The organism is Paraburkholderia sp. 40 (assembly GCF_050434105.1).
Classification (GTDB): Bacteria; Pseudomonadota; Gammaproteobacteria; order Burkholderiales; family Burkholderiaceae; genus Paraburkholderia; species Paraburkholderia tuberum.
Genome location: NZ_JBNPVY010000002.1, coordinates 2726681 through 2744985 on the forward strand (window position 1 = coordinate 2726681; position 18305 = coordinate 2744985).

16 protein-coding genes and 1 pseudogene are annotated in these 18305 nt (G+C 63.1%); 9 read left to right on the top strand and 8 right to left on the bottom strand.

The features are described 5' to 3' along the window. Positions 1-62 precede the first annotated feature (62 nt). Both OKW28_RS13935 and OKW28_RS13940 read right to left on the bottom strand, forming a co-directional pair. Positions 63-701, bottom strand: coding sequence for a LysE family translocator (locus OKW28_RS13935; protein WP_429446378.1), 639 nt, complete (start codon positions 699-701; stop codon positions 63-65). Positions 702-888: 187 nt separating this feature from the next. Beyond that, complete coding sequence (locus OKW28_RS13940) at positions 889-1764, bottom strand: LysR family transcriptional regulator (RefSeq protein ID WP_429446379.1); 876 nt, start codon at positions 1762-1764, stop codon at positions 889-891. Positions 1765-1915: 151 nt separating this feature from the next. Between OKW28_RS13940 and OKW28_RS13945 the strand changes: the two genes are divergently transcribed. From OKW28_RS13945 to OKW28_RS13970, 6 genes are all read left to right on the top strand, one after another. Continuing rightward, positions 1916-2350: a VOC family protein gene (locus tag OKW28_RS13945; RefSeq protein ID WP_008918388.1), complete on the top strand. Its 435-nt coding sequence runs from the start codon at positions 1916-1918 to the stop codon at positions 2348-2350. Between the two features lie 408 nt (positions 2351-2758). Continuing rightward, positions 2759-6013: an efflux RND transporter permease subunit gene (locus OKW28_RS13950; RefSeq protein ID WP_429446382.1), complete on the top strand. Its 3255-nt coding sequence runs from the start codon at positions 2759-2761 to the stop codon at positions 6011-6013. Between the two features lie 23 nt (positions 6014-6036). Next, on the top strand, positions 6037-7263 hold the full coding sequence (locus OKW28_RS13955; RefSeq protein ID WP_429446384.1) for an efflux RND transporter periplasmic adaptor subunit: 1227 nt from the start codon (positions 6037-6039) through the stop codon (positions 7261-7263). A gap of 50 nt (positions 7264-7313) precedes the next feature. Beyond that, entirely contained in the window at positions 7314-8849 is a 1536-nt protein-coding gene (locus OKW28_RS13960; RefSeq protein WP_429446961.1) for an efflux transporter outer membrane subunit, read from the top strand. 106 nt (positions 8850-8955) lie between these two features. After that, positions 8956-9642 (top strand): heavy metal response regulator transcription factor, encoded by a 687-nt coding sequence (locus OKW28_RS13965; protein ID WP_018424874.1) that lies wholly within the window; start codon positions 8956-8958, stop codon positions 9640-9642. Further along, positions 9639-11111, top strand: coding sequence for a heavy metal sensor histidine kinase (locus OKW28_RS13970; RefSeq protein ID WP_429446386.1), 1473 nt, complete (start codon positions 9639-9641; stop codon positions 11109-11111). The genes OKW28_RS13965 and OKW28_RS13970 overlap by 4 nt, the downstream gene beginning before the upstream one ends. Here OKW28_RS13970 and OKW28_RS13975 read toward each other — a convergent pair. Further along, a pseudogene (locus tag OKW28_RS13975) lies at positions 11078-11278 on the bottom strand (DNA polymerase IV); the annotation flags it as partial. The gene OKW28_RS13970 and the pseudogene OKW28_RS13975 sit on opposite strands and share 34 nt — an antisense overlap. Positions 11279-11365: 87 nt before the next feature. After that, positions 11366-12511 (bottom strand): DNA polymerase IV, encoded by a 1146-nt coding sequence (dinB, locus tag OKW28_RS13980; protein ID WP_429446389.1) that lies wholly within the window; start codon positions 12509-12511, stop codon positions 11366-11368. A gap of 664 nt (positions 12512-13175) precedes the next feature. On the opposite strand from dinB, the gene OKW28_RS13985 reads away from it, so the two are divergent. Then, positions 13176-13361 (top strand): hypothetical protein, encoded by a 186-nt coding sequence (locus tag OKW28_RS13985; protein ID WP_429446392.1) that lies wholly within the window; start codon positions 13176-13178, stop codon positions 13359-13361. A gap of 266 nt (positions 13362-13627) precedes the next feature. Here the strand turns inward: OKW28_RS13985 and OKW28_RS13990 are convergent, their stop codons facing one another. From OKW28_RS13990 to OKW28_RS14005, 4 genes are all read right to left on the bottom strand, one after another. Further along, positions 13628-13867: a hypothetical protein gene (locus OKW28_RS13990; RefSeq protein WP_429446395.1), complete on the bottom strand. Its 240-nt coding sequence runs from the start codon at positions 13865-13867 to the stop codon at positions 13628-13630. A 203-nt stretch (positions 13868-14070) separates the two neighbouring features. Next, entirely contained in the window at positions 14071-14634 is a 564-nt protein-coding gene (locus OKW28_RS13995) for an Hsp20/alpha crystallin family protein (RefSeq protein ID WP_429446398.1), read from the bottom strand. Positions 14635-14804: 170 nt separating this feature from the next. Continuing rightward, positions 14805-15212 carry an Hsp20/alpha crystallin family protein gene (locus OKW28_RS14000; protein WP_429446400.1) on the bottom strand — a complete coding sequence of 136 codons (408 nt, stop codon included), beginning with the start codon at positions 15210-15212 and terminating at the stop codon, positions 14805-14807. A gap of 28 nt (positions 15213-15240) precedes the next feature. After that, on the bottom strand, positions 15241-15684 hold the full coding sequence (locus tag OKW28_RS14005) for an Hsp20/alpha crystallin family protein (protein ID WP_429446402.1): 444 nt from the start codon (positions 15682-15684) through the stop codon (positions 15241-15243). 247 nt (positions 15685-15931) lie between these two features. Between OKW28_RS14005 and OKW28_RS14010 the strand changes: the two genes are divergently transcribed. Beyond that, positions 15932-16315, top strand: a complete 384-nt coding sequence (locus OKW28_RS14010; protein WP_429446405.1) for a hypothetical protein — start codon at positions 15932-15934, stop codon at positions 16313-16315. 386 nt (positions 16316-16701) lie between these two features. Next, a complete protein-coding gene (locus OKW28_RS14015; protein ID WP_429446408.1) occupies positions 16702-18282 on the top strand; it encodes an EAL domain-containing protein in 1581 nt (526 codons plus the stop codon). Positions 18283-18305 lie beyond the last annotated feature (23 nt).

Sequence of the window (18305 nt, forward strand, 5' to 3'; positions counted from 1 at the left end):
TGGAGCCGAACCGCCAGTATCGCAGAGCGCGGCGTCGGGCGACCCAGACGCGCCGACCCACCTCAACTCTTCGACGTCAACAATTTGACCCCCGCAATTCCGAACATCACCGCGAGCGAGCCATCGAGCCAGCGCCGGATCGCCGTATAGACGCGGCGTGCGGACGCCGTCGAAAACAGCACCGCGTAGCTGCTGAATACCGTCGCGCCGATCACCATGCAGCCCAGCACGACCGGCGTCACGTGCGCGGCGCCGTGTACCGGCGACATCGCGAGCGACACGATCGACAGCCACACCAGCACCGCTTTCGGATTCGTGAGATGCAGCAAAAGGCCACGCAGATAGAGTCGCCCGAGCGGTTCGTCGACGCGCGCCGCGCCCGCGGCCGGCTTGCCGGCGCTCCACGCCGAGCGTGCGGACTTGAAGCCGAGCCACAGCAGATACAAGCCGCCCGCGATCCGGATCGCGACGAGGCATTCCGAGTAGGCGGCGAGCACCGCCGACAACCCGAGCGACGCGAGCAGCGCCCATGAGAACGAGCCCGACACCACGCCGAGCGCGAACACCAGTGCCGCGCGTCGGCCCGCGCTCATCGCGAGCGACATGATCGCGAGATTGCTCGGCCCAGGGCTCGCGGTGCCGACGAAATAGGCGCTGTAGGCGATCAGGACATCGGCGGTGAGCAGAGGGCTGGCGATCATGGCGGGCAAATGTAAGGGCGAAGCGCGTGTTCGACAATGCAATGCAACGCGCCACACAGCCGGTTGAATGAAGCAACGATTCTGCGCGCCGTCGCGCGCGATTCACAGATACAGTTGCGCGTACGTATGGCAGCACACTCGATTCGAACCCGGAGCGAACTCGCATCGAATGCGGCGTGCAAAGCGCTCAACCGCGCGCCGCGCTCGCAATACACTCCGCCAACGCATCGGCGACCATCGGCCGGCTATGCCGCGGCCGCAGCACGAGCCCGATCTCGCGCTCGAAGCTCGCATCGCCGAGTTCGAGTGCGACGACGCTCGTTGGCCATTTGCCGAGCCCGGCCGTATTCGGAATCAGCGCGACACCCATGCCGCGCGCGACCAGTTGCACGATCGCCTGCAATTCGTCGAGCTCGACCGCATCGCGCACGCCAAGGCGCGCGCGCCGCAGAAAACGGTCGACGAGCCGTCCGCCGAACGACGCGCGGTCGTAGCGGATGAACGGCTCGCTGCGCAGCAGTTCGCGCCACGAGCGGCCGCCGCGCGCAAGCTTTTTCGGCGCGAGCAGCACGAACGGTTCGGCGACGAGCGTGCGCCATTCGAGTTCCGACGGCAGCGCGAACGGTGGTTTGATGATGACGGCCAGATCGAGCTCGCCCGAGTCGACCTGGCCGAGCAGCCCCAGCGACACGCCCGGCACCACGCGAATCCGCCAGCCGGGACGGTCGTCGCGAAAGCGCGCGAGCGCGTCGGCGAGCAGCGACACCTGCGCGGACGCGATCGCGCCGACCCGCAGCATGCCGCTTTCGGCGGCGCCGCCGCTGCGCTCGGAGAGCCGCGCATAGAGCGTCATCATTTCCTCGGCGAGCGCGAGCGTTTTGCGGCCCGCCTCGTTGAGCGTCGCAGAGCGGCCGGTGCGGTCGAACAGCTGAAAGCCGAGTTCCTGTTCGAGCCGCTGCATCTGCGCGCTGACGGCCGATTGCGTGAGCCCGATGCGTGCGCCCGCCCCGGAGAACGTGCCGTACTGGCTGACGGCGATGAAGGTTTTCAACTCGCTGAGCATGATCGATCAATCTATTTTGGTGATGGTCAGGTCAAATATATATCGTTTCTCAACATTTTTATTCATGATTAAACTTTGCTTTAACTGAACCAGTTGCCAGTCGTGCCAGTCGTAATTCATCCTCACACCCACCCCAGCGAGTCTTCCTATCATGAGCGTTGCCGAAACCGCTTTGCCGCCGTTCCACCTGGCGTTTCCTGTTCATAGCCTCGCCGCCGCGCGCGAGTTCTACGGCGAATTGCTCGGCTGCCCGGAAGGGCGCAGTTCGGACGCATGGGTCGATTTCAATTTCTACGGTCATCAGATCGTCGCGCATCTGGCGCCGGACGAAGTCGGTCACCGTCATACCAGCGCGGTCGATGGCGACGCGGTGCCGGTGCGCCACTTCGGTGCGGTGCTGTCGATGGAGCAATGGCAGGCCGCCGCGGACAAACTGCAGAAGGCCGGCATCGAATTCATCATCGAGCCGCATGTGCGCTTCAAGGGCGAGGTCGGCGAGCAGGCGACGATGTTCTTCCTCGATCCGTCAGGAAATGCGCTCGAGTTCAAGGCGTTCGCCGATATGTCGTCGCTGTTCGCCAAATAAGCGTCGCGGGCGTTGACGCCAAGATACGGATAACTGCAAATGAAGGCCGGTCGACCATTCGGGTCGACCGGCCATTTTTCGTTGAAGGGGATGGCCGCACGGAGCAAAATCGCCCCGTCTTGCGAATCGATCTGAATGCATGTTTCATATTATTCGGCCAAAAAACGTGCCGCGTATCAGCAAACGTTTCATTAACTGCGCGTAAATTTATTCAACAAACGTTTGCTTTGCGGCTGATTCGCAGCTAATTCGGCGAGAGCCCTTCGCCTTCAAAAATGGCGCATTTGCTTTCAACAAGCTTCCTGACAATTTCGCCATTTTCATGCCATGCAGGCGTTGGTGCCATCGATCTAGCATAAGCTCAGATTCAATCCCTCCCTCCACCCGCATTTTCTCTGGCCCGTTTCAATGTGGATCGTCAACGTAGCGCTTAAGCGGCCATACACGTTCATCGTGATGGCAATTCTGATCGTGCTGGCGACGCCCTTCGTGCTGTTCACCATGCCCGTCGACGTGCTGCCGGATATCAACATTCCGGTCGTCAGCATCATCTGGACGTATACGGGGCTGTCGGCCGAAGACATGGCCACCCGCATCACGTCGGTCAACGAGCGCAGTCTGACCACGACGGTCAACGACATCGAACATATCGAATCGCAATCGCTGCCCGGCATCGCGATCCTGAAGGTGTTTCTGCAGCCGAACGCGAACATCCAGACGGCGATCGCGCAGACGGTCGCCATCGAGCAGGCGCAATTGAAGCAGATGCCGCCGGGCGCCACCGCGCCGCTGGTCATCAGCTACTCGGCTTCCAGTATTCCAGTCATCCAGCTCGGCCTGTCGAGTCCGAAACTCTCGGAGCAGGATCTCAACGACACCGCGCTGAACTTCCTGCGACCGCAACTCGTGACGATTCCGGGCGCGGCCGTGCCGTATCCGTATGGCGGCAAATCGCGGCTGATCTCGGTCGACCTCGACACGCGAGCGATGCTGGCCAAGGGCCTGACACCTGCCGACGTGGTCAACGCGTTCAACGCGCAAAACCTGATTCTGCCCACGGGCACGGCCAAGATCGGGCCGAAGGAATACACGATCGACATGAACGGGTCGCCACCGACGTTGGAAGGTCTCAACGACATTCCGGTGCGCACCGTCAACGGCGCGACGACCTATCTGCGCGAAGTCGCGCATGTGCGCGACGGCTACTCGCCGCAGACCAACATCGTGCGGCAGAACGGCCATCGCGGCGTGCTGATGTCGGTGCTGAAGAACGGCAACGCGTCGACGCTGTCGATCGTCGATACGTTGAAAGGCATTTTGCCGGCCGCGCGCGCCGCGCTGCCGCCGGATCTGCAGATCACCGCGCTGTTCGACCAGTCGGTGTTCGTGAAGGCGGCGGTGCAGGGTGTGGTGCGCGAAGCGCTGGTCGCCGCCGCGCTGACCGCCGCGATGATCCTGCTGTTCCTTGGCAACTGGCGCAGCACCTGCATCATCGCGATCTCGATTCCGCTGTCCATTCTGTCATCGCTGATCGTGCTGCACGCGCTCGGGCAGACCATCAACATCATGACGCTGGGCGGCCTCGCGCTCGCGGTCGGCATATTGGTGGACGACGCGACCGTGACGATCGAGAACATCGAGCGGCACCTGCACATGGGCACGAATCTGCACGATGCGATTCTCGACGGCGCCGGCGAAATCGCAGTGCCGGCGCTCGTCTCGACACTGTGTATCTGTATCGTGTTCGTGCCGATGTTCTTCCTGACCGGCGTCGCGCGCTATCTATTCGTGCCGCTCGCGGAAGCGGTGGTGTTCGCGATGCTCGCTTCGTACATCCTGTCGCGTACGCTCGTGCCGACGCTCGCGATGCTGCTGATGGGCCACGCGCACAAGCCGAAGGCGGGCACGAAGGCGAATCTGTTCATGCGTCTGTATCACCGCTTCGACGCAGGCTTCGAGCGCATGCGCGCGACTTACATCGTGATCCTGAGCAGCCTGCTCGTGCGTCGCAAGATGTTCGGCGCGCTGTTCCTCGGTTTCTGCGTGCTGTCGATGGGTCTGTTCTTTGCACTCGGCGAAGACTTCTTTCCGAGCGTCGACGCGGGCGACATCCGTCTGCACATGCGCGCGCCGACCGGCACGCGTATCGAAGAAACCGCGCGGCTGGCCGACGAGGTCGAGAAGGTGATCCGCGAAGTCGTGCCGCCCAGGGAGTTGGGCACGATTCTCGACAACCTCGGGCTGCCGTATAGCGGCATCAACCTGTCGTATAGCAATGCGGGCACGATGGGCACGCTCGACGGCGAGATCCAGATTGCGTTGAACGAAGGCCACAAGCCGTCGCAGATCTACATGGACAAGCTGCGCGCGATCCTGCCGCAGCGTTTCCCGGGCGTCGAGTTCTTCTTTCAGCCGGCCGATATCGTCACGCAGATCCTGAACTTCGGCCTGCCTGCCGCGGTGGACGTGCAGATTTCGGGCGCGAATCAGCAGGGCAACCTCGACGTCGCGCGCAAGCTGCTGAAGCAGGTGCGGCTGATTCCCGGCACCGTCGACACGCATATCCAGCAGAAGCTCGACGAACCGGTGATCGATCTGCACATGGACCGCACCCGCCTGCAACAATTGAACCTGACCGCGAACGACGTCGCGCAGAACGTGCTCGTTTCGCTATCGGGCAGCTCGCAGACGTCGCCGGGCTTCTGGGTCAACAACAGGAACGGTGTCGAATACAGGGTGGCGGTGCAGACGCCGCAGTACCAGGTGTCTTCGATCGACGAACTGTTGCGCACCCCGGTCTCGGCCACGATGAACGGGCCGACGCAACTGCTCGGCAACCTCGTGCAGATCTCACCGAAGAGCCAGTTCGCGGAAGTCACGCATTACAACATCCGTCCGGTGATCGATCTGTATGTGAGCGTTGAAAAGCGCGATCTCGGCAGCGTGGCGAATCAGGTCGACAGGATCGTCGACGAGGTGCGCGGCTCGCTGCCACGCGGCAGCACGATCACCGTGCGCGGCCAGGTACAGACGATGCGCAGTTCGTTCTTTGGGCTCGGCATCGGCGTCGCGATGGCGATCGTGCTCGTGTATCTGCTGATCGTCGTGAACTTCCAGTCGTGGGTCGATCCGCTGATCATCGTCAGCGCGTTGCCGGGGGCGCTCGCGGGGATCATGTGGATGCTGTTCCTGACCGGCACCCATCTGAGCGTGCCGGCGCTGACCGGCGCGATCATGACGATGGGCGTCGCGACCGCGAACAGTATTCTGATGGTCGCGTTCGCGCGCCAGCGGCTGTCGGCCGGCGCGCCGCCGCTCACGGCCGCGCTCGAAGCCGGCGCGAGCCGGATTCGTCCGGTGCTGATGACCGCGTTCGCGATGATCATCGGCATGATTCCGATGGCGCTCGGTCTCGGCGAGGGCGCCGAGCAGAATGCGCCGCTTGGCCGCGCGGTGATCGGCGGGTTGCTGTTCGCGACCGTATCGACGCTGTTTTTCGTGCCGCTCGTGTTTGCGGGAATTCATTCGTGGCTCGCGGGCCGTCATATGAACGGCGGCGGCGACGACAACGGCGGTGGCGACGCTGGCGGCAACGGCGGTGGCAGTGGCGGCCATAGTGGCACCCCCGCACCGGAACCCAGCAGTGCGGCGACGCCCGCGTAAAAGTTAAACGATGGTTGACTGAGATGACCGAAAAAACTCATGCATCGCTAGCGATCCCCGCGCGGGAAACCGAAGAAGGCGAGCACCTGCTGCCGCCGCGCCATCGCGAATGGAAGCGCGCGAAGATTGCCGTCGTGATCGTGCTCGTGCTGCTCGTGGTAGGCACACTTCGCACCGTGATCGCGAACGTGCTGCAAAACCGCGAAGTCGCGGCGATCGCGCAGCAGAATGCCACGCAGTACGTGAACGTCGTCACGCCGACCCAGACCGAGGGCGGCGGCGACACGCTGCTGCCGGGCACGCTGCGCGGCTATGTCGAGTCGCCGATCTATGCACGCGCGACCGGTTATCTGCTGCACTGGTACGCCGACATCGGCACCCACGTGAAGCAGGGGCAACTGCTCGCCGAGCTCGATACGCCGGAAATCGACCAGGAACTCGCGCAGGCTCTGGCACAGCGTCAGCAGATCAATTCGAGCCTCGCGCTCGCGAAGAGCTCGCTGGACCGTTGGCAGCAGTTGCGCCAGCGCGATGCGGTGTCGCAGCAGGAACTCGATGAACGGCAGAGCACCTACACGCAGGATCTCGCGAATCTCGCGGCCGCCGATGCGAACGTCAAGCGTCTGCAGCAGCTCGAATCGTTCAAGCGGATCGTCGCGCCGTTTACCGGCGTGGTGACGCAGCGCAACGTCGACGTCGGCGATCTGATCGACGCGGGCAGCGGCACGAGCCGTGCGTTGTTCGCGCTTGCTCAATCGGACCCGTTGCGCGTCTATGTGCAGTTGCCGCAGGCCTACGCGCAGAACGTCACGGTCGGGCAGAAGGTCGTGGTTACGCAGGCCGAGCTGCCGGGCCAGCAGTTCAACGGCAAGATCACGCATATATCTGGCGCGATCGACGTACCCACGCGCTCGTTGCAGATCGAAGTGACGCTGCCGAATCCCGACGACAAGCTGCGCCCCGGCGCGTACGTGCAGGTCGCGGTGCCGGCCGCCGCGCATGCGCGTCTCACGGTGCCCGGCAACGCGCTGCTGTTTCGCGCGGAGGGTCCGCGCCTCGCGGTCGTCGATGCAAAGGGCAACGTGAGCCTGCGCAAGGTCGTGATCGCGGTGGACCTCGGACAGCAGCTCGAAATCGAAAGCGGTATCTCGCCGAGCGATCGCATCATCGTCAACCCGAGCGATTCGATTGCCGATGGCGATCACGTGCAGGTGCAGCCGCTGCAGAAGAACGGCAAGGGGGCGTCGTGACGTTCGCGGCTTCACGCCAGGCGCGTACGCGTGGCACTGTCTTCACCGCGCTGAGCGCGTGCGCCGGCGCGGCGCTGCTCGCCGCGTGCACGGTCGGCCCGGACTATCAGCGGCCGCAGGCCGAGGTGCCGCCCGAATGGCACACCGATTCGTTCTGGCGCGTCGCCGCGCCGTCGCATGCGCCGATCGCGCCGGACTGGTGGACGGGCTTCGCCGACCCGACGCTCGCGACGCTCGAAACCCAGGCACTCGCGCAGAACCAGACGCTCGCCGCGGCGAGCGCGCACTACGAGCAGGCGAAGGCGACGCTCGCGAACATCAGCGCGCAGCGCGTGCCGGAAGTCGATTTCAACGCACAGGCCTCGCGCTTCCGTATTTCGCACGACCGGCCGCTGACGAACTACGCGACGCCCACCGAATCGACGGTGCAGAACAACATCCTGCTCGGGCCGACGATCAGCTATGACACCGATCTGTTCGGCCGCATCCGTCGTCAGGTCGAGGGCGCGCAGGCGTCGGCCGAACAGTCGGCGGACGATCTCGCGAACGCGCGCCTCGTGCTGACGACCGACCTCGCCACCGACTACTTCACGCTGCGTGAGCTCGACAACGAGATCGACGTGCTGAACCAGTCGGTGAAGCTGCAGCAGAAAGCGCTCGACTACGTGAACACCGAGCACGATCTCGGTTCGGTATCGGGCCTCGACGTGCTGCAGCAGAAATCGCAGCTCGATTCGACGCGCGTGCAGGCGCAACTGCTGCTCAATCAGCGCGCGCAGTTCGAGCATGCGATCGCCGCGCTGGTCGGCGTGCCGGCACCGCAGTTCGCGATCGAGCCGAAGGTGCTCGACATCAAGCCGCCGACCGTACCGCTCGGCGTGCCGAGCGACGTGCTGCAAAGGCGTCCCGACGTCGCCTCGGCGGAACGTGCGATGGCGGCGGCCAACGCGCAGATCGGCGTGGCCAAGGCGGCGTTCTTCCCGAGCCTCACGCTGACGCCGGGCATCGGCTGGGAGAGCACCGAGTTCGCCAATCTGCTGAGCGCGCCGACGCTGATGTGGACGCTCGGCGCGACGGTCGGTCAAGTGATCTTCGACGGCGGCCGGCGCGCGGCCAACGTCCAGTACGCGAGCGCGGGCTACAAGGCGACCGAGGCGAATTATCGGCAGACCGTGCTGAGCGCGTTCCAGCAGGTACAGGACGGCATCACAGGACTGTCGGTGCTCGACGGCGCGGCGAAGCAGTCGCGCGAGGCGGTCGAGGACGCGCAGCGGCTGCTGTCGCTCGCGAACGATCGCTATTCGGGCGGCCTCGTCGCGTATCTGAACGTGATCGACGCGCAGGAGTCGCTGCTGACCAGCGAGCGCACGGACGTGCAGATTCACGGCCAGCAGTTGACGCTGTCGGTGGCGCTCGTGAAGGCGCTCGGCGGCGGCTGGGATGGCGGCGCGCAAGGTGGCGCAATGGCCGGGAACGAGGCTACCCCTACGAACGCGACAGCGAACGTCGCCAGTGCTACGGCATCGCCGCAGCAAGCGCCAGCCGGCGGCGCGCAGCAGAAGGAGATGCCGGCTCCTGCACACTGAATCGCCCCGGCAGAGCTTCCATGCCGAGGGAGTGGGATCGGCGCGAGGCATTAGGGGCGTTTCGTATAATGGACAGTTGACCGCCAAACGTGGCATGGGGACGCGGATGAAATTGCTGATTGTTGAAGATGAGCACAAGGTGGTGGACTACCTGCGCTCCGGTTTGACAGAGCAGGGCTGGGTCGTCGATGTCGCGCTCGACGGCGAGGAAGGCATGCATCTGGCCACCGAATTCGATTACGACGTGATCGTCCTCGACGTGATGCTGCCTAAGCGCGACGGCTTCAGCGTGCTGAAGGCGCTGCGCATGCGCAAGTCGACGCCGGTCATCATGCTGACCGCGCGCGATCACGTGAACGACCGCGTGCGCGGCCTGCGCGAAGGCGCGGACGACTACCTGACCAAACCGTTCTCGTTCCTCGAGCTGGTCGAGCGTCTGCATGCGCTCGCGCGCCGCACGCGTTCGCAGGAGTCCACGTTGATTTCCGTCGGCGATCTGTTCGTCGATCTGATCGGCCGCCGCGCGACGCGCGACGGCGTGCGCCTCGACCTGACCGCGAAAGAGTTTCAACTGCTCAGCGTGCTCGCGCGCCGTCAGGGCGACATTCTGTCGAAGACCGCGATCACCGAACTCGTGTGGGACGTCAACTTCGACAGCCACACGAACGTCGTCGAAACCGCGATCAAGCGGCTGCGCGCGAAGCTCGACGGCCCGTTCCCGTCGAAGCTGCTGCACACGGTGCGCGGCATGGGCTACGTGCTCGAAGTGCGCGAAGAGGCCGAGACATCATGAACCGTTCGATTGCCCGCCGTCTCGCGTCGATGTTCGCGCTGGTCGCGCTGTTCGTGTTTACGCTCGTCGGCACGGGGCTCTTTCTGGTGCTGCGCACGCAGCTCGAGCATCATCTGCGCGAGTCGCTCGACGATCGCACGCAGATCGCGCGCATCATCGTCTATCACGCGGTGACGCCCGAAAAATGGCGGATGTGCCGCGAAAAACTCACCGACATGACGCCGCACGACAGCAGCACCGTGTACTCGGTGACGAGCGCGGACCCGAGCTATCACTTCGGCACGCCGGTGCAGGGGACCGTCACGAATAGCTGGCCGGGCGGCTATGCGCGCATCGCGCCGGCGGGCGGCGGCCCCGACATGCTGACCTCGACGGTGACCTTGCCCGCCAACGCCGCGCGGCCGCCGGTGCAGTTGCAGGTCGCGTCGAGCTATTCACCGAACCTGCGCACGATGCGCGTGTTCGGCTCGGCGCTCGCGGCGCTGTCCGCGCTCGGCAGTCTCGCGGTGCTGCTGCTCAGCTACTCGGTCACGCGCATCGGTCTCGCACCGCTCACGCGTCTGACGCGCGACGCATCGGCGGTCAGCCCGAACAACCGCTCGCAGCGGCTCAATACGGCGTCGCTGCCGCTCGAACTGAACGACCTCGCGAACTCGTTCAACGGCGCGCTCGAACGGCTCGACGGCGCCTACGGCCGGCTCGAATCGTTCAACGCGGACGTCGCGCATGAACTGCGCACGCCGGTCACGATCCTGATCGGCCAGACCGAGGTTGCGCTGACCCGCAACCGCTCGGTCGACGATCTGCGCCACACGCTGCAATCGAATCTCGAAGAATTCGAGCGGATGCGCACGATCATCAACGACATGCTGTTCCTCGCGCGCGCCGATCAGGGCGAACGCGCGACGGGGCTCGTCGAGGTGTCGCTCGCGGCGGAACTCGCCCATACGCTCGAGTTTCTGGAGATTCCGCTCGAAGAGGCGCGCGTGCATGCGCAGTTGCACGGCGATGCGTTCGCGCGCGTGAACCGGTCGCTATTCGGCCGCGCGTGCACGAACCTGCTGATGAACGCGATCCAGCATTGCGAGCCGGGCGCGTCGATCAGCGTGACGATCGCGCGCGGGAAAGGACCGATGCGCGACCAGGTGCGCGTCGCCGTGGCAAATCCTGGCGAGCCGATCGCGCCGGACGTCCTCGAACATCTGTTCGACCGTTTCTATCGCGCGGAAGTCTCGCGCACCAATAGCCGCGAAAACCACGGGCTCGGGCTCGCGATCGTGAAGGCGATCGCGGAGATGCATCGCGGCACCGTGTCCGCGCAAAGCGCGAACGGCGTCAACACGTTCTCGTTTTCGGTGGCGGCGTCGGCGCGGTCCACGTCGGGCGACGTGCCGGCCATGCGTGCGAACGCGACCGGCGTCGCCGGCGACAGCGCCTATTCGTCGCTCGCGAAAGGCAAGTCGGCCTGAACCGGCAGGCGCGGCTTCAGTGCCTGTTCGCTGGCCGACGTCAGCGTGCTGATGCGCACGCCCAATAGCCGCAGCTTGCGGTTCAACTTCACGCGTCGCAAACATTCGGTCGCCGCGCGGCGGATTTCGGTCGCGTCGGCGGTCGGTTCATCGAGCGTCAGGTCGAGGATCGTCAGGCCGTCAGGCTTGTCGAGTTCGGAGCCGATCTTCGCGAGCAGCTTGTTCGGCGCGATGCTCGGAACGCGGCCCCTGCACTAAAAATCCAGCGTGAACTGAGACGACTCATTGCCGGTTGATTCCCCAGCGGGTTGGAGATTGCCAGCCTTGACTCCCAACAGTCTGATGGGTTTAACAAGATCAATTCTTTTCAAACACTCCGTCGCCGCGCGGCGCAACGCTTTCGCATCAGCAATTGGTTCAGGAAGCGTTACATCACGCGTTACTGTCTTGAAGTCATTGAAGCGCAGTTTGATGCCGATTTTCCGAGCCAAATAGCCCTTTCTCTGTAGATCGAGCGCCACCTGTTCGCAAAGACTGGTAAAGGCGGCGCCGAGTTCCTGTCGGTGCCGTACGACGTGTAGATCGCGCTCAAACGTCGTCTCGCGACTCATCGAGATTGGCTCGCTGTACGTCACGACAGGCCTGTCATCAAGACCGTGAGAGACTCTGCGAAGCCACGCCCCATAGCTTCGTCCAAAGTGCTCCATGAGCCAGGTTTCGTCGCACGCGGCGATCTCGCCAATGGTTGCTATTCCCAACGACGCAAGCCTGGCGCTGGCCTTAGGTCCAATGCCGTTGATCTTGTTCGCGGCCATCGGCCAAATTTTGGATTCGATGTCCTCAAACCTGAGGATCGTAATCCCATCTGGCTTTTGTATATCGGAGCACAGCTTTGCAAGCAGCTTGTTTGGCGCGATTCCGACTGAGCATGTCAGACTAGTTGCTTCGAACACCGCCGACTTCAACTTGCGCGCGATTTCTTCTGAATTGCCATTCGTGAGCGAAACATCGGCGTAGACCTCGTCGATTCCAACGTCTTCTATGCACGGGCTAATTGATCGCACTGCGTCCTTGAACAGTCGCGAGTAAGTTCTGTAAAGGTCAAAGTTCACGGGAAGGAGAATGGCGTCCGGCGCTAACCGGGCGGCCTTCATCGCGGGCATTCCGGAATGAACTCCGAGTGCGCGAGCTTCGTATGTCGCGGTCGTAAGGACGCCTCTGCCCACATAGTCGCGCAATCGGGAGAATTCGCGTGTGCCATCCGAATTTGTTCGCGGCGCATCCGAGCGACGACCAGCAACCACCATGGCTTCGCCTCGTAGCTCGGGGTACTGCGACAGTTCACAAGACGCGAAGAATGCGTCCATGTCGATATGGGCTATGCGCCGGTCATCTGGCATGCCTAAGACTCAAAAATAGCGATTAATGCTCCGCCCGACCGAAACGACTGTCCTCAACTGCCTTTGGGGGCAGGCAACGAGACCGCGACATGTCGCGTTTGAGGGCATTTTCTGAGACTGTACATTTATACAGTATGTTTGTCAGGACGCTGATGAAATCCACCGCTATTTGTCAGCGTTTGAGACGAGGGTGATCCGGCGTTGAGACCGGTGACTCATGAAGCGATTCGTTGAGAGCGATGACCGCAAACTGACCTTGCCCCCGCTTGACGAATCCAATAGCTGGGGAAATTATGCGGCTTCGCCTTGCTGAGCCGCGAACCAGTTCTTTCTCGAATGGCTATCCGGCTTCAGCTGGGACATCGGAACGCGACTGCAGCCAACCTGAGCATTCTCGCAACTCCCTCATCCATTCACTGAATTACGGAGGCGCTATTGCAGAACTGACATCTTCCACCTGATCGGTAACGCGGCACCGAGCACGATGAGGGGAATCCTCGAGATTTTTTTTGTGAGCACGCAACTGCGCGATCTCCGTTATTACTGTAAGAGCGGGGCAGCCCCGTGACGGAAAGGTGAAGTGCGGTAACCAGCCCGCGGGTATGAGCTTGATCCATCGTCGACAAACAGCCCGTGTGCCGCGTTACCGATCAGGTCGGATACGTTGACGTTCGAGATCGCGGCAGCGAGAGCGGCGCTCGTCCTGCTTGCAAAAACAGGCCATATGAATATCTCGCTCCATCTTCAGGCGAGCCACTTCGGCACCGTTGCTCTGTTCGCTGCGGCTTCATCGCTAATGCAGCAGGCGTCGCTTTCCATTGCGCCCGAGTCGGACTTTGAGGTTGATTGATGATCAAAAAGGTAAAGGCCGCGGCCGTCCTGACATTGTCCGCAAGTCATGACTGGCATCATGGGGATGCCGTGGATGCGTCACCCCGCGCGCTTTTTTTCGCCAGCTTGAATTGAGTCTGTCGTCCGCCCTTCAGGGGGCCATGGTCGGTCCCATTCGCCGCGCCGCATGGTCAGCCCCGCGCTGGCCACGGCAAACATGACACAGACGTTCCGGCCCGCGTTCGGCTTACCGACGAGATCGCCGGTGTCGGACGACATCTGGATTTATCGCTGACGGATGTAGTGGTCCGATACGACATTGCGTTGATGGATCCATGCAATCGCCAGTTCGATTGCCTGGTCCCACGCTTCTTGCATGTCGCCAAAGTCGCCCTCGACGCCGAACGTACGGCTTTCGCTCTCCCGATCCGTGACAATGGCCGCGGCTGCATAGCGCCCCCGCTCCGACATCGTAACGAGGGGCCGGATCACGAAACCACGGTAGGTAATGTCTTCCCTCTGCATAGTGCCTCCCGGTAGCCAAGGAAACGCCGTCACGGCGCTGTGCGCGTCTATCGAGTCGCGCGTCATCATTCATGTGGCGCAAGTACCGCGCCCGATGCTGCAAATGAGCAGACTTGACACCCGCCCCGATGCTGCTCTACAAGCTGGGCTATCGGCCCGGCTAGCCCGATACTCATCCGCTACCGGCGCGACTTGCCTGCCCACTAGCCAATATCGATCGTGCGGCTCGCGGATCGCGACGGCTCCGATTTCGGCACGGTCAACGTGAGCACGCCGTTGTCGAACTTCGCCAGGGCGTGATCGGGGTCGGCGTTTTCCGGCATCGGGATCGTGCGCACGAAGCTTCCATAGGCGCGCTCAAGCCGGTAGCAGCCGTCTTCCTCGCTGCGCACGTCCTGTTTTTTCTCGCCACGCAGCACGAGCGCCCCATCCTCGACGGTGACGTTCAGATCCTCCCGCTCCATTCCGGGCAGCTCGGCGGTTACACGCAGTACCTGCCCATCATCGACCACGTCGATGCGCGGCTGGAAGCGCGATGAACTGAAGTCGCCAAACCATCGTTCCAGAGCACCCCGTCCGGCGAACGGATCATGAAAGAACTCTTCGACTGCACGCCACGGTTCGCGCGAGAAGAATCGTGGAATGTCGGAGAACGGGGCCCGCCACTGTTCGCTCGCCGGCGGGCCTTCCGGGCTGTCCGCGGCGGACTTGCGCCCCGCGCCACGCAGGAACTTGAAGGGGTTCCACTTCTTCAGGTCGGTGTTCATCGTATCCTCCTCTACGGTCTGGCAGGAGAGCCGGATATGGGTCATTTCACTGAAGCAGCGACTCCGCCGCCTACTTACACTCAACGTGCCACCTCCGGGCCGCGGCGGTCGAGAGGTGGTGGCCAGACGGCCACCACCGTGTTTTCTCCCTGTCGCCGTCGCCCGCACTGTTAGTTCGTGCGGACCTCGATGCGGCGCGGCCGCGCCTCGTCGCGGCGCCGTATCGTCAGCTTCAGCACGCCGTCCTTCAGGTTCGCATCGATTTTCGAGGTGTCGAAGTCAGCCCCAAGAGCGAACGCCCGCGCGAAATGCGGCTGGCGGATCTCCGCATGTTGCAGGCGCAGCCCCGCCGGCGTGGGCACCACCGCCTCGGCCTCGATGTACAGGTTGCCGTCATGCACCTTCACATCGAGCCGGTCCCTTGTTACGCCGGGCAGATCAGCCCACAGGGTGACGCCCTGGCTATCCTCGAAGATATCCACGGGCGGCGTTAGCGTGATTCCGCGTTGCGACTGCTCGTCTTCGCGCCGGGACACTGCCGTTTCATCTTTCCGGGCAAGTTCTGTCGTGTCGTTCATGATGTCCTCCTCAGTTCCTTGACGCATTTCATTGAACGGTGATGGCCCGTGGCTTGGACGTCTCCCGCTTGCCGATGCTCACGGTCAGGCAGCCATTGGTGTACTGCGCCGTCACCTTGTCGGGGTCGGCATGCTGCGGCAGTTCAATGACGCGCCGGAAAGAGCCGGTGAAGCGCTCCTGCGCATAGGTACGCACGTCGTCGCCGGCCGCTTCCGGCTGTCCCGTCTGGCGCTCGCCGCTGATGGTCAGCAGCCCCTTGTCAATCGACACATCGAGCTTCGCCGGATCGACGCCTGGGGCGAACGCGACGATCTCGATCGAGTCGTCGGTCGAGCCGATGTTGACCTGCGGGAAGGCGCCGAAGCGCCCGGAACGGATGCTGGAGGGGAAGCCGCCGAACAGGTTTGCCATCTGCCGTTGCAGACGGTCGAACTCGCTGAAAAGGTCGGTCCCGAAGTAGAGATCACTCATGGTCGTTTCCTCCTATAAACCAGCAGGAAGACGAACTGGCCTACGCGCTCCAGTCCGTCCGCCATGCTGCCGGCAAACAAATCGAAACACGCAGCGCGCCAAAACATCCCGGCGCGACTGCCTGAGCGATATCTAAAATAGGACTGGAAACGGAAAATTTCAAGGAGCTATGGCGACTTTTTGTTCTTGAATTCGGATTGCCACACCCCTATTTTCACGACACCCTGCAACACCCTGCGAGGACACCATGGAATTCGAATACGACTGGTTCACCCTTGGCCGGCACCGTATCCGGTTGCGCTCAACAAAGGGTTTCCCGACCGGGACGATGCGCACGGCGGTTGACGTCATCCGGCTGGCGATCGACAGCAACATGAGCGCCCGGGCGCGGCTGGTTGAAGTGGTGTGCCGGCAGGATGCCGCTTACGAGATCGCTGTTGGCACCACGTTCGCCGACGACCGGTTATGCGCGCCGCACCTGGAAGCGGCGGTCGCGACGGTGCTGGGGCTGCAACCGGCGCAGATCAACATCCTTGTGACCGTCGTTACACAGGAGGAGGTCGACCTGCACTTCGGTGTCTACGAAAGGATGCTGGCTGAAAAACTCGGCGTGGTGCCGCCGATCCAGTAGCGCGCGCGCCGCCGCCGATCGCCACCGCGCGGCCGCGCAGTTCCTGATAGCGCGGCAGTTCGTCGGACGCATAAAACGCGTCCATGTCGAGATGCGCGATGCGGCGGATTGGCGAATTCATGGGATTGACGCGGGCAATGGCCATGAACGGGAGCGGTGAAGGCGCGCGTTCCGATCGCGCCAGCCCGTCATGGTACCTTGCCGCGACGGCCCCGGTCAGGGCCGCCGCGGTCGGCCGCACGCGTGTCGTTCAACGGAATGTTGAAAAAGCGGCTTCAGAAACTATCCTTGACACTGAAATCCGGCGATAGCGTGCCAGTGCGCAGCCGCGCCGGGCGGATTTCGCCGCGGCTGTTCACCACGGGGCTCGACAGATGATCAAGCGCATGTCGCTGATTTCGGCGTATATCGCACTCGGCTGCGCCGCAACGGTGCTGCCGGTCCTGATCAGCATCTATATCGCGAACGAAGACGTCACACGCCGCGAGCAGCGAGATTTGCGCCAATACGCGGAAAAGGCCGTGATGCGCACGGAACTCGTCACGTATCAGGGTTTTGCGGCGATCGCGGACCTGCAGGCCGAGCACGGCGCGCCGTGTTCGCCGGAATACCTGGAGCGCGCAGCCCATGTGATTTTCAACTACCGCTACGTCCGGGACGCAGGTGCGTACGGCGACGGGCGCTATCTTTGCTCGCCGCTGTTCGGCGACGTTCGGACGCAGAATGTCGAACTGCCGCCGCCGCGCTGGCGAAGCAACGACGGCTACCTGGTCTGGTTCCAGCAAAAGAATCCGCTCAGCGACGTGCGCGAGGATATACAGATCGGGCGCAACGGCGAGTACGTGTCAATCGATCCGCAGTCATATGTCGATGTGATGGATCCGGCGGGGAGGCCCATCGCCACGATCAACACCGACCTGAACTCGATCGTCGCGCTGTCGACGGGCGCGGACCCCGACGAGATGCTCCATGCATGGAAGCGGGCGGGGCGCGTCGATAGCGATGAATGGAACTACGCGGTCGCACGTTCGACGACGCGCGCGCTTGGCGTCGTCGTCAAGGGCCGGCGCACCAGCCTGCTGAGAGACTGGCCAGGCCTGCTGGCGATGTGGCTTTCGATGGGCGTCGCGCTGGGCGCCGGGTTCGGCTGGTTCGCGTTCAAACGGATCTCGCGGCAGGTGTCGTTCCAGGCCACGCTCGAATGGGTCATCGCGCGCAAAGCCATCGACGTCGTGTATCAACCGATCGTGCGTCTCGCGAGCAACGAATGCGTAGGCGTCGAGGCGCTGGCCAGATTGAACCTGAACGGGCGCGACATCTCGCCGGATATCTTCATTGCGGTGGCCGAGCAGACTGGCCTGATCCAGCCGTTGACCGACCTCGTGCTGGAAAAAACCCTCGACGAACTGACGGAGCTTCTGCGCTCGCAGCCGTCGTTCTATGTGTCCGTCAACGTGAGCAGCGAGGATCTGCGCACGCCGCGCTTTCTGAAGATCATCACCGCAAAGCTCGCCAGAACCGGCATACGTCCCGCTCAGATCAGAATCGAAGCGACGGAGCGCAGCTTCCTGAACGCCGATGCGACCCGGCAGACGATCGCGGCCTTCAGAAGCGCCGGCCACCCGGTCTATATCGACGATTTCGGCACCGGCTATTCGAGCCTCGCCTATTTGCAGACTTTCATGATCGACGTTCTGAAGATCGACAAATCGTTCGTCGACACGATCGCCCAACAGGCGGCGTCGAGCATCGTTGCGCCGCATATCATCGACATGGCGCACGAATTAGGGGTCGAGATCGTGGCGGAGGGAATCGAGCGCGACGAGCAGGTCGAGTATCTGCTGCGCCGAGGCGTTCAGTACGGACAGGGCTGGCTGTTCGCGAAGGCCATGCGCCGCGAGGAACTGGTCGCGTGGCTGGAGGCGCGCCGCGCGTCGCACGCGCCGGCGCAGCCCGCGATCCAGTAGTTCGGCGCCCGGCCGTGCCGGGC

What these genes read in the sequence shown, in the direction of transcription:
- OKW28_RS13935 (WP_429446378.1), bottom strand. Translation starts at nt 701, where the DNA reads ATGATCGCCAGCCCTCTGCTCACCGCCGATGTCCTGATCGCCTACAGC.
- OKW28_RS13940 (WP_429446379.1), bottom strand. Translation starts at nt 1,764, where the DNA reads ATGCTCAGCGAGTTGAAAACCTTCATCGCCGTCAGCCAGTACGGCACG.
- OKW28_RS13945 (WP_008918388.1), top strand. Translation starts at nt 1,916, where the DNA reads ATGAGCGTTGCCGAAACCGCTTTGCCGCCGTTCCACCTGGCGTTTCCT.
- OKW28_RS13950 (WP_429446382.1), top strand. Translation starts at nt 2,759, where the DNA reads ATGTGGATCGTCAACGTAGCGCTTAAGCGGCCATACACGTTCATCGTG.
- OKW28_RS13955 (WP_429446384.1), top strand. Translation starts at nt 6,037, where the DNA reads ATGACCGAAAAAACTCATGCATCGCTAGCGATCCCCGCGCGGGAAACC.
- OKW28_RS13965 (WP_018424874.1), top strand. Translation starts at nt 8,956, where the DNA reads ATGAAATTGCTGATTGTTGAAGATGAGCACAAGGTGGTGGACTACCTG.
- OKW28_RS13970 (WP_429446386.1), top strand. Translation starts at nt 9,639, where the DNA reads ATGAACCGTTCGATTGCCCGCCGTCTCGCGTCGATGTTCGCGCTGGTC.
- dinB (WP_429446389.1), bottom strand. Translation starts at nt 12,511, where the DNA reads ATGCCAGATGACCGGCGCATAGCCCATATCGACATGGACGCATTCTTC.
- OKW28_RS13990 (WP_429446395.1), bottom strand. Translation starts at nt 13,867, where the DNA reads ATGCAGAGGGAAGACATTACCTACCGTGGTTTCGTGATCCGGCCCCTC.
- OKW28_RS13995 (WP_429446398.1), bottom strand. Translation starts at nt 14,634, where the DNA reads ATGAACACCGACCTGAAGAAGTGGAACCCCTTCAAGTTCCTGCGTGGC.
- OKW28_RS14000 (WP_429446400.1), bottom strand. Translation starts at nt 15,212, where the DNA reads ATGAACGACACGACAGAACTTGCCCGGAAAGATGAAACGGCAGTGTCC.
- OKW28_RS14005 (WP_429446402.1), bottom strand. Translation starts at nt 15,684, where the DNA reads ATGAGTGATCTCTACTTCGGGACCGACCTTTTCAGCGAGTTCGACCGT.
- OKW28_RS14010 (WP_429446405.1), top strand. Translation starts at nt 15,932, where the DNA reads ATGGAATTCGAATACGACTGGTTCACCCTTGGCCGGCACCGTATCCGG.
- OKW28_RS14015 (WP_429446408.1), top strand. Translation starts at nt 16,702, where the DNA reads ATGTCGCTGATTTCGGCGTATATCGCACTCGGCTGCGCCGCAACGGTG.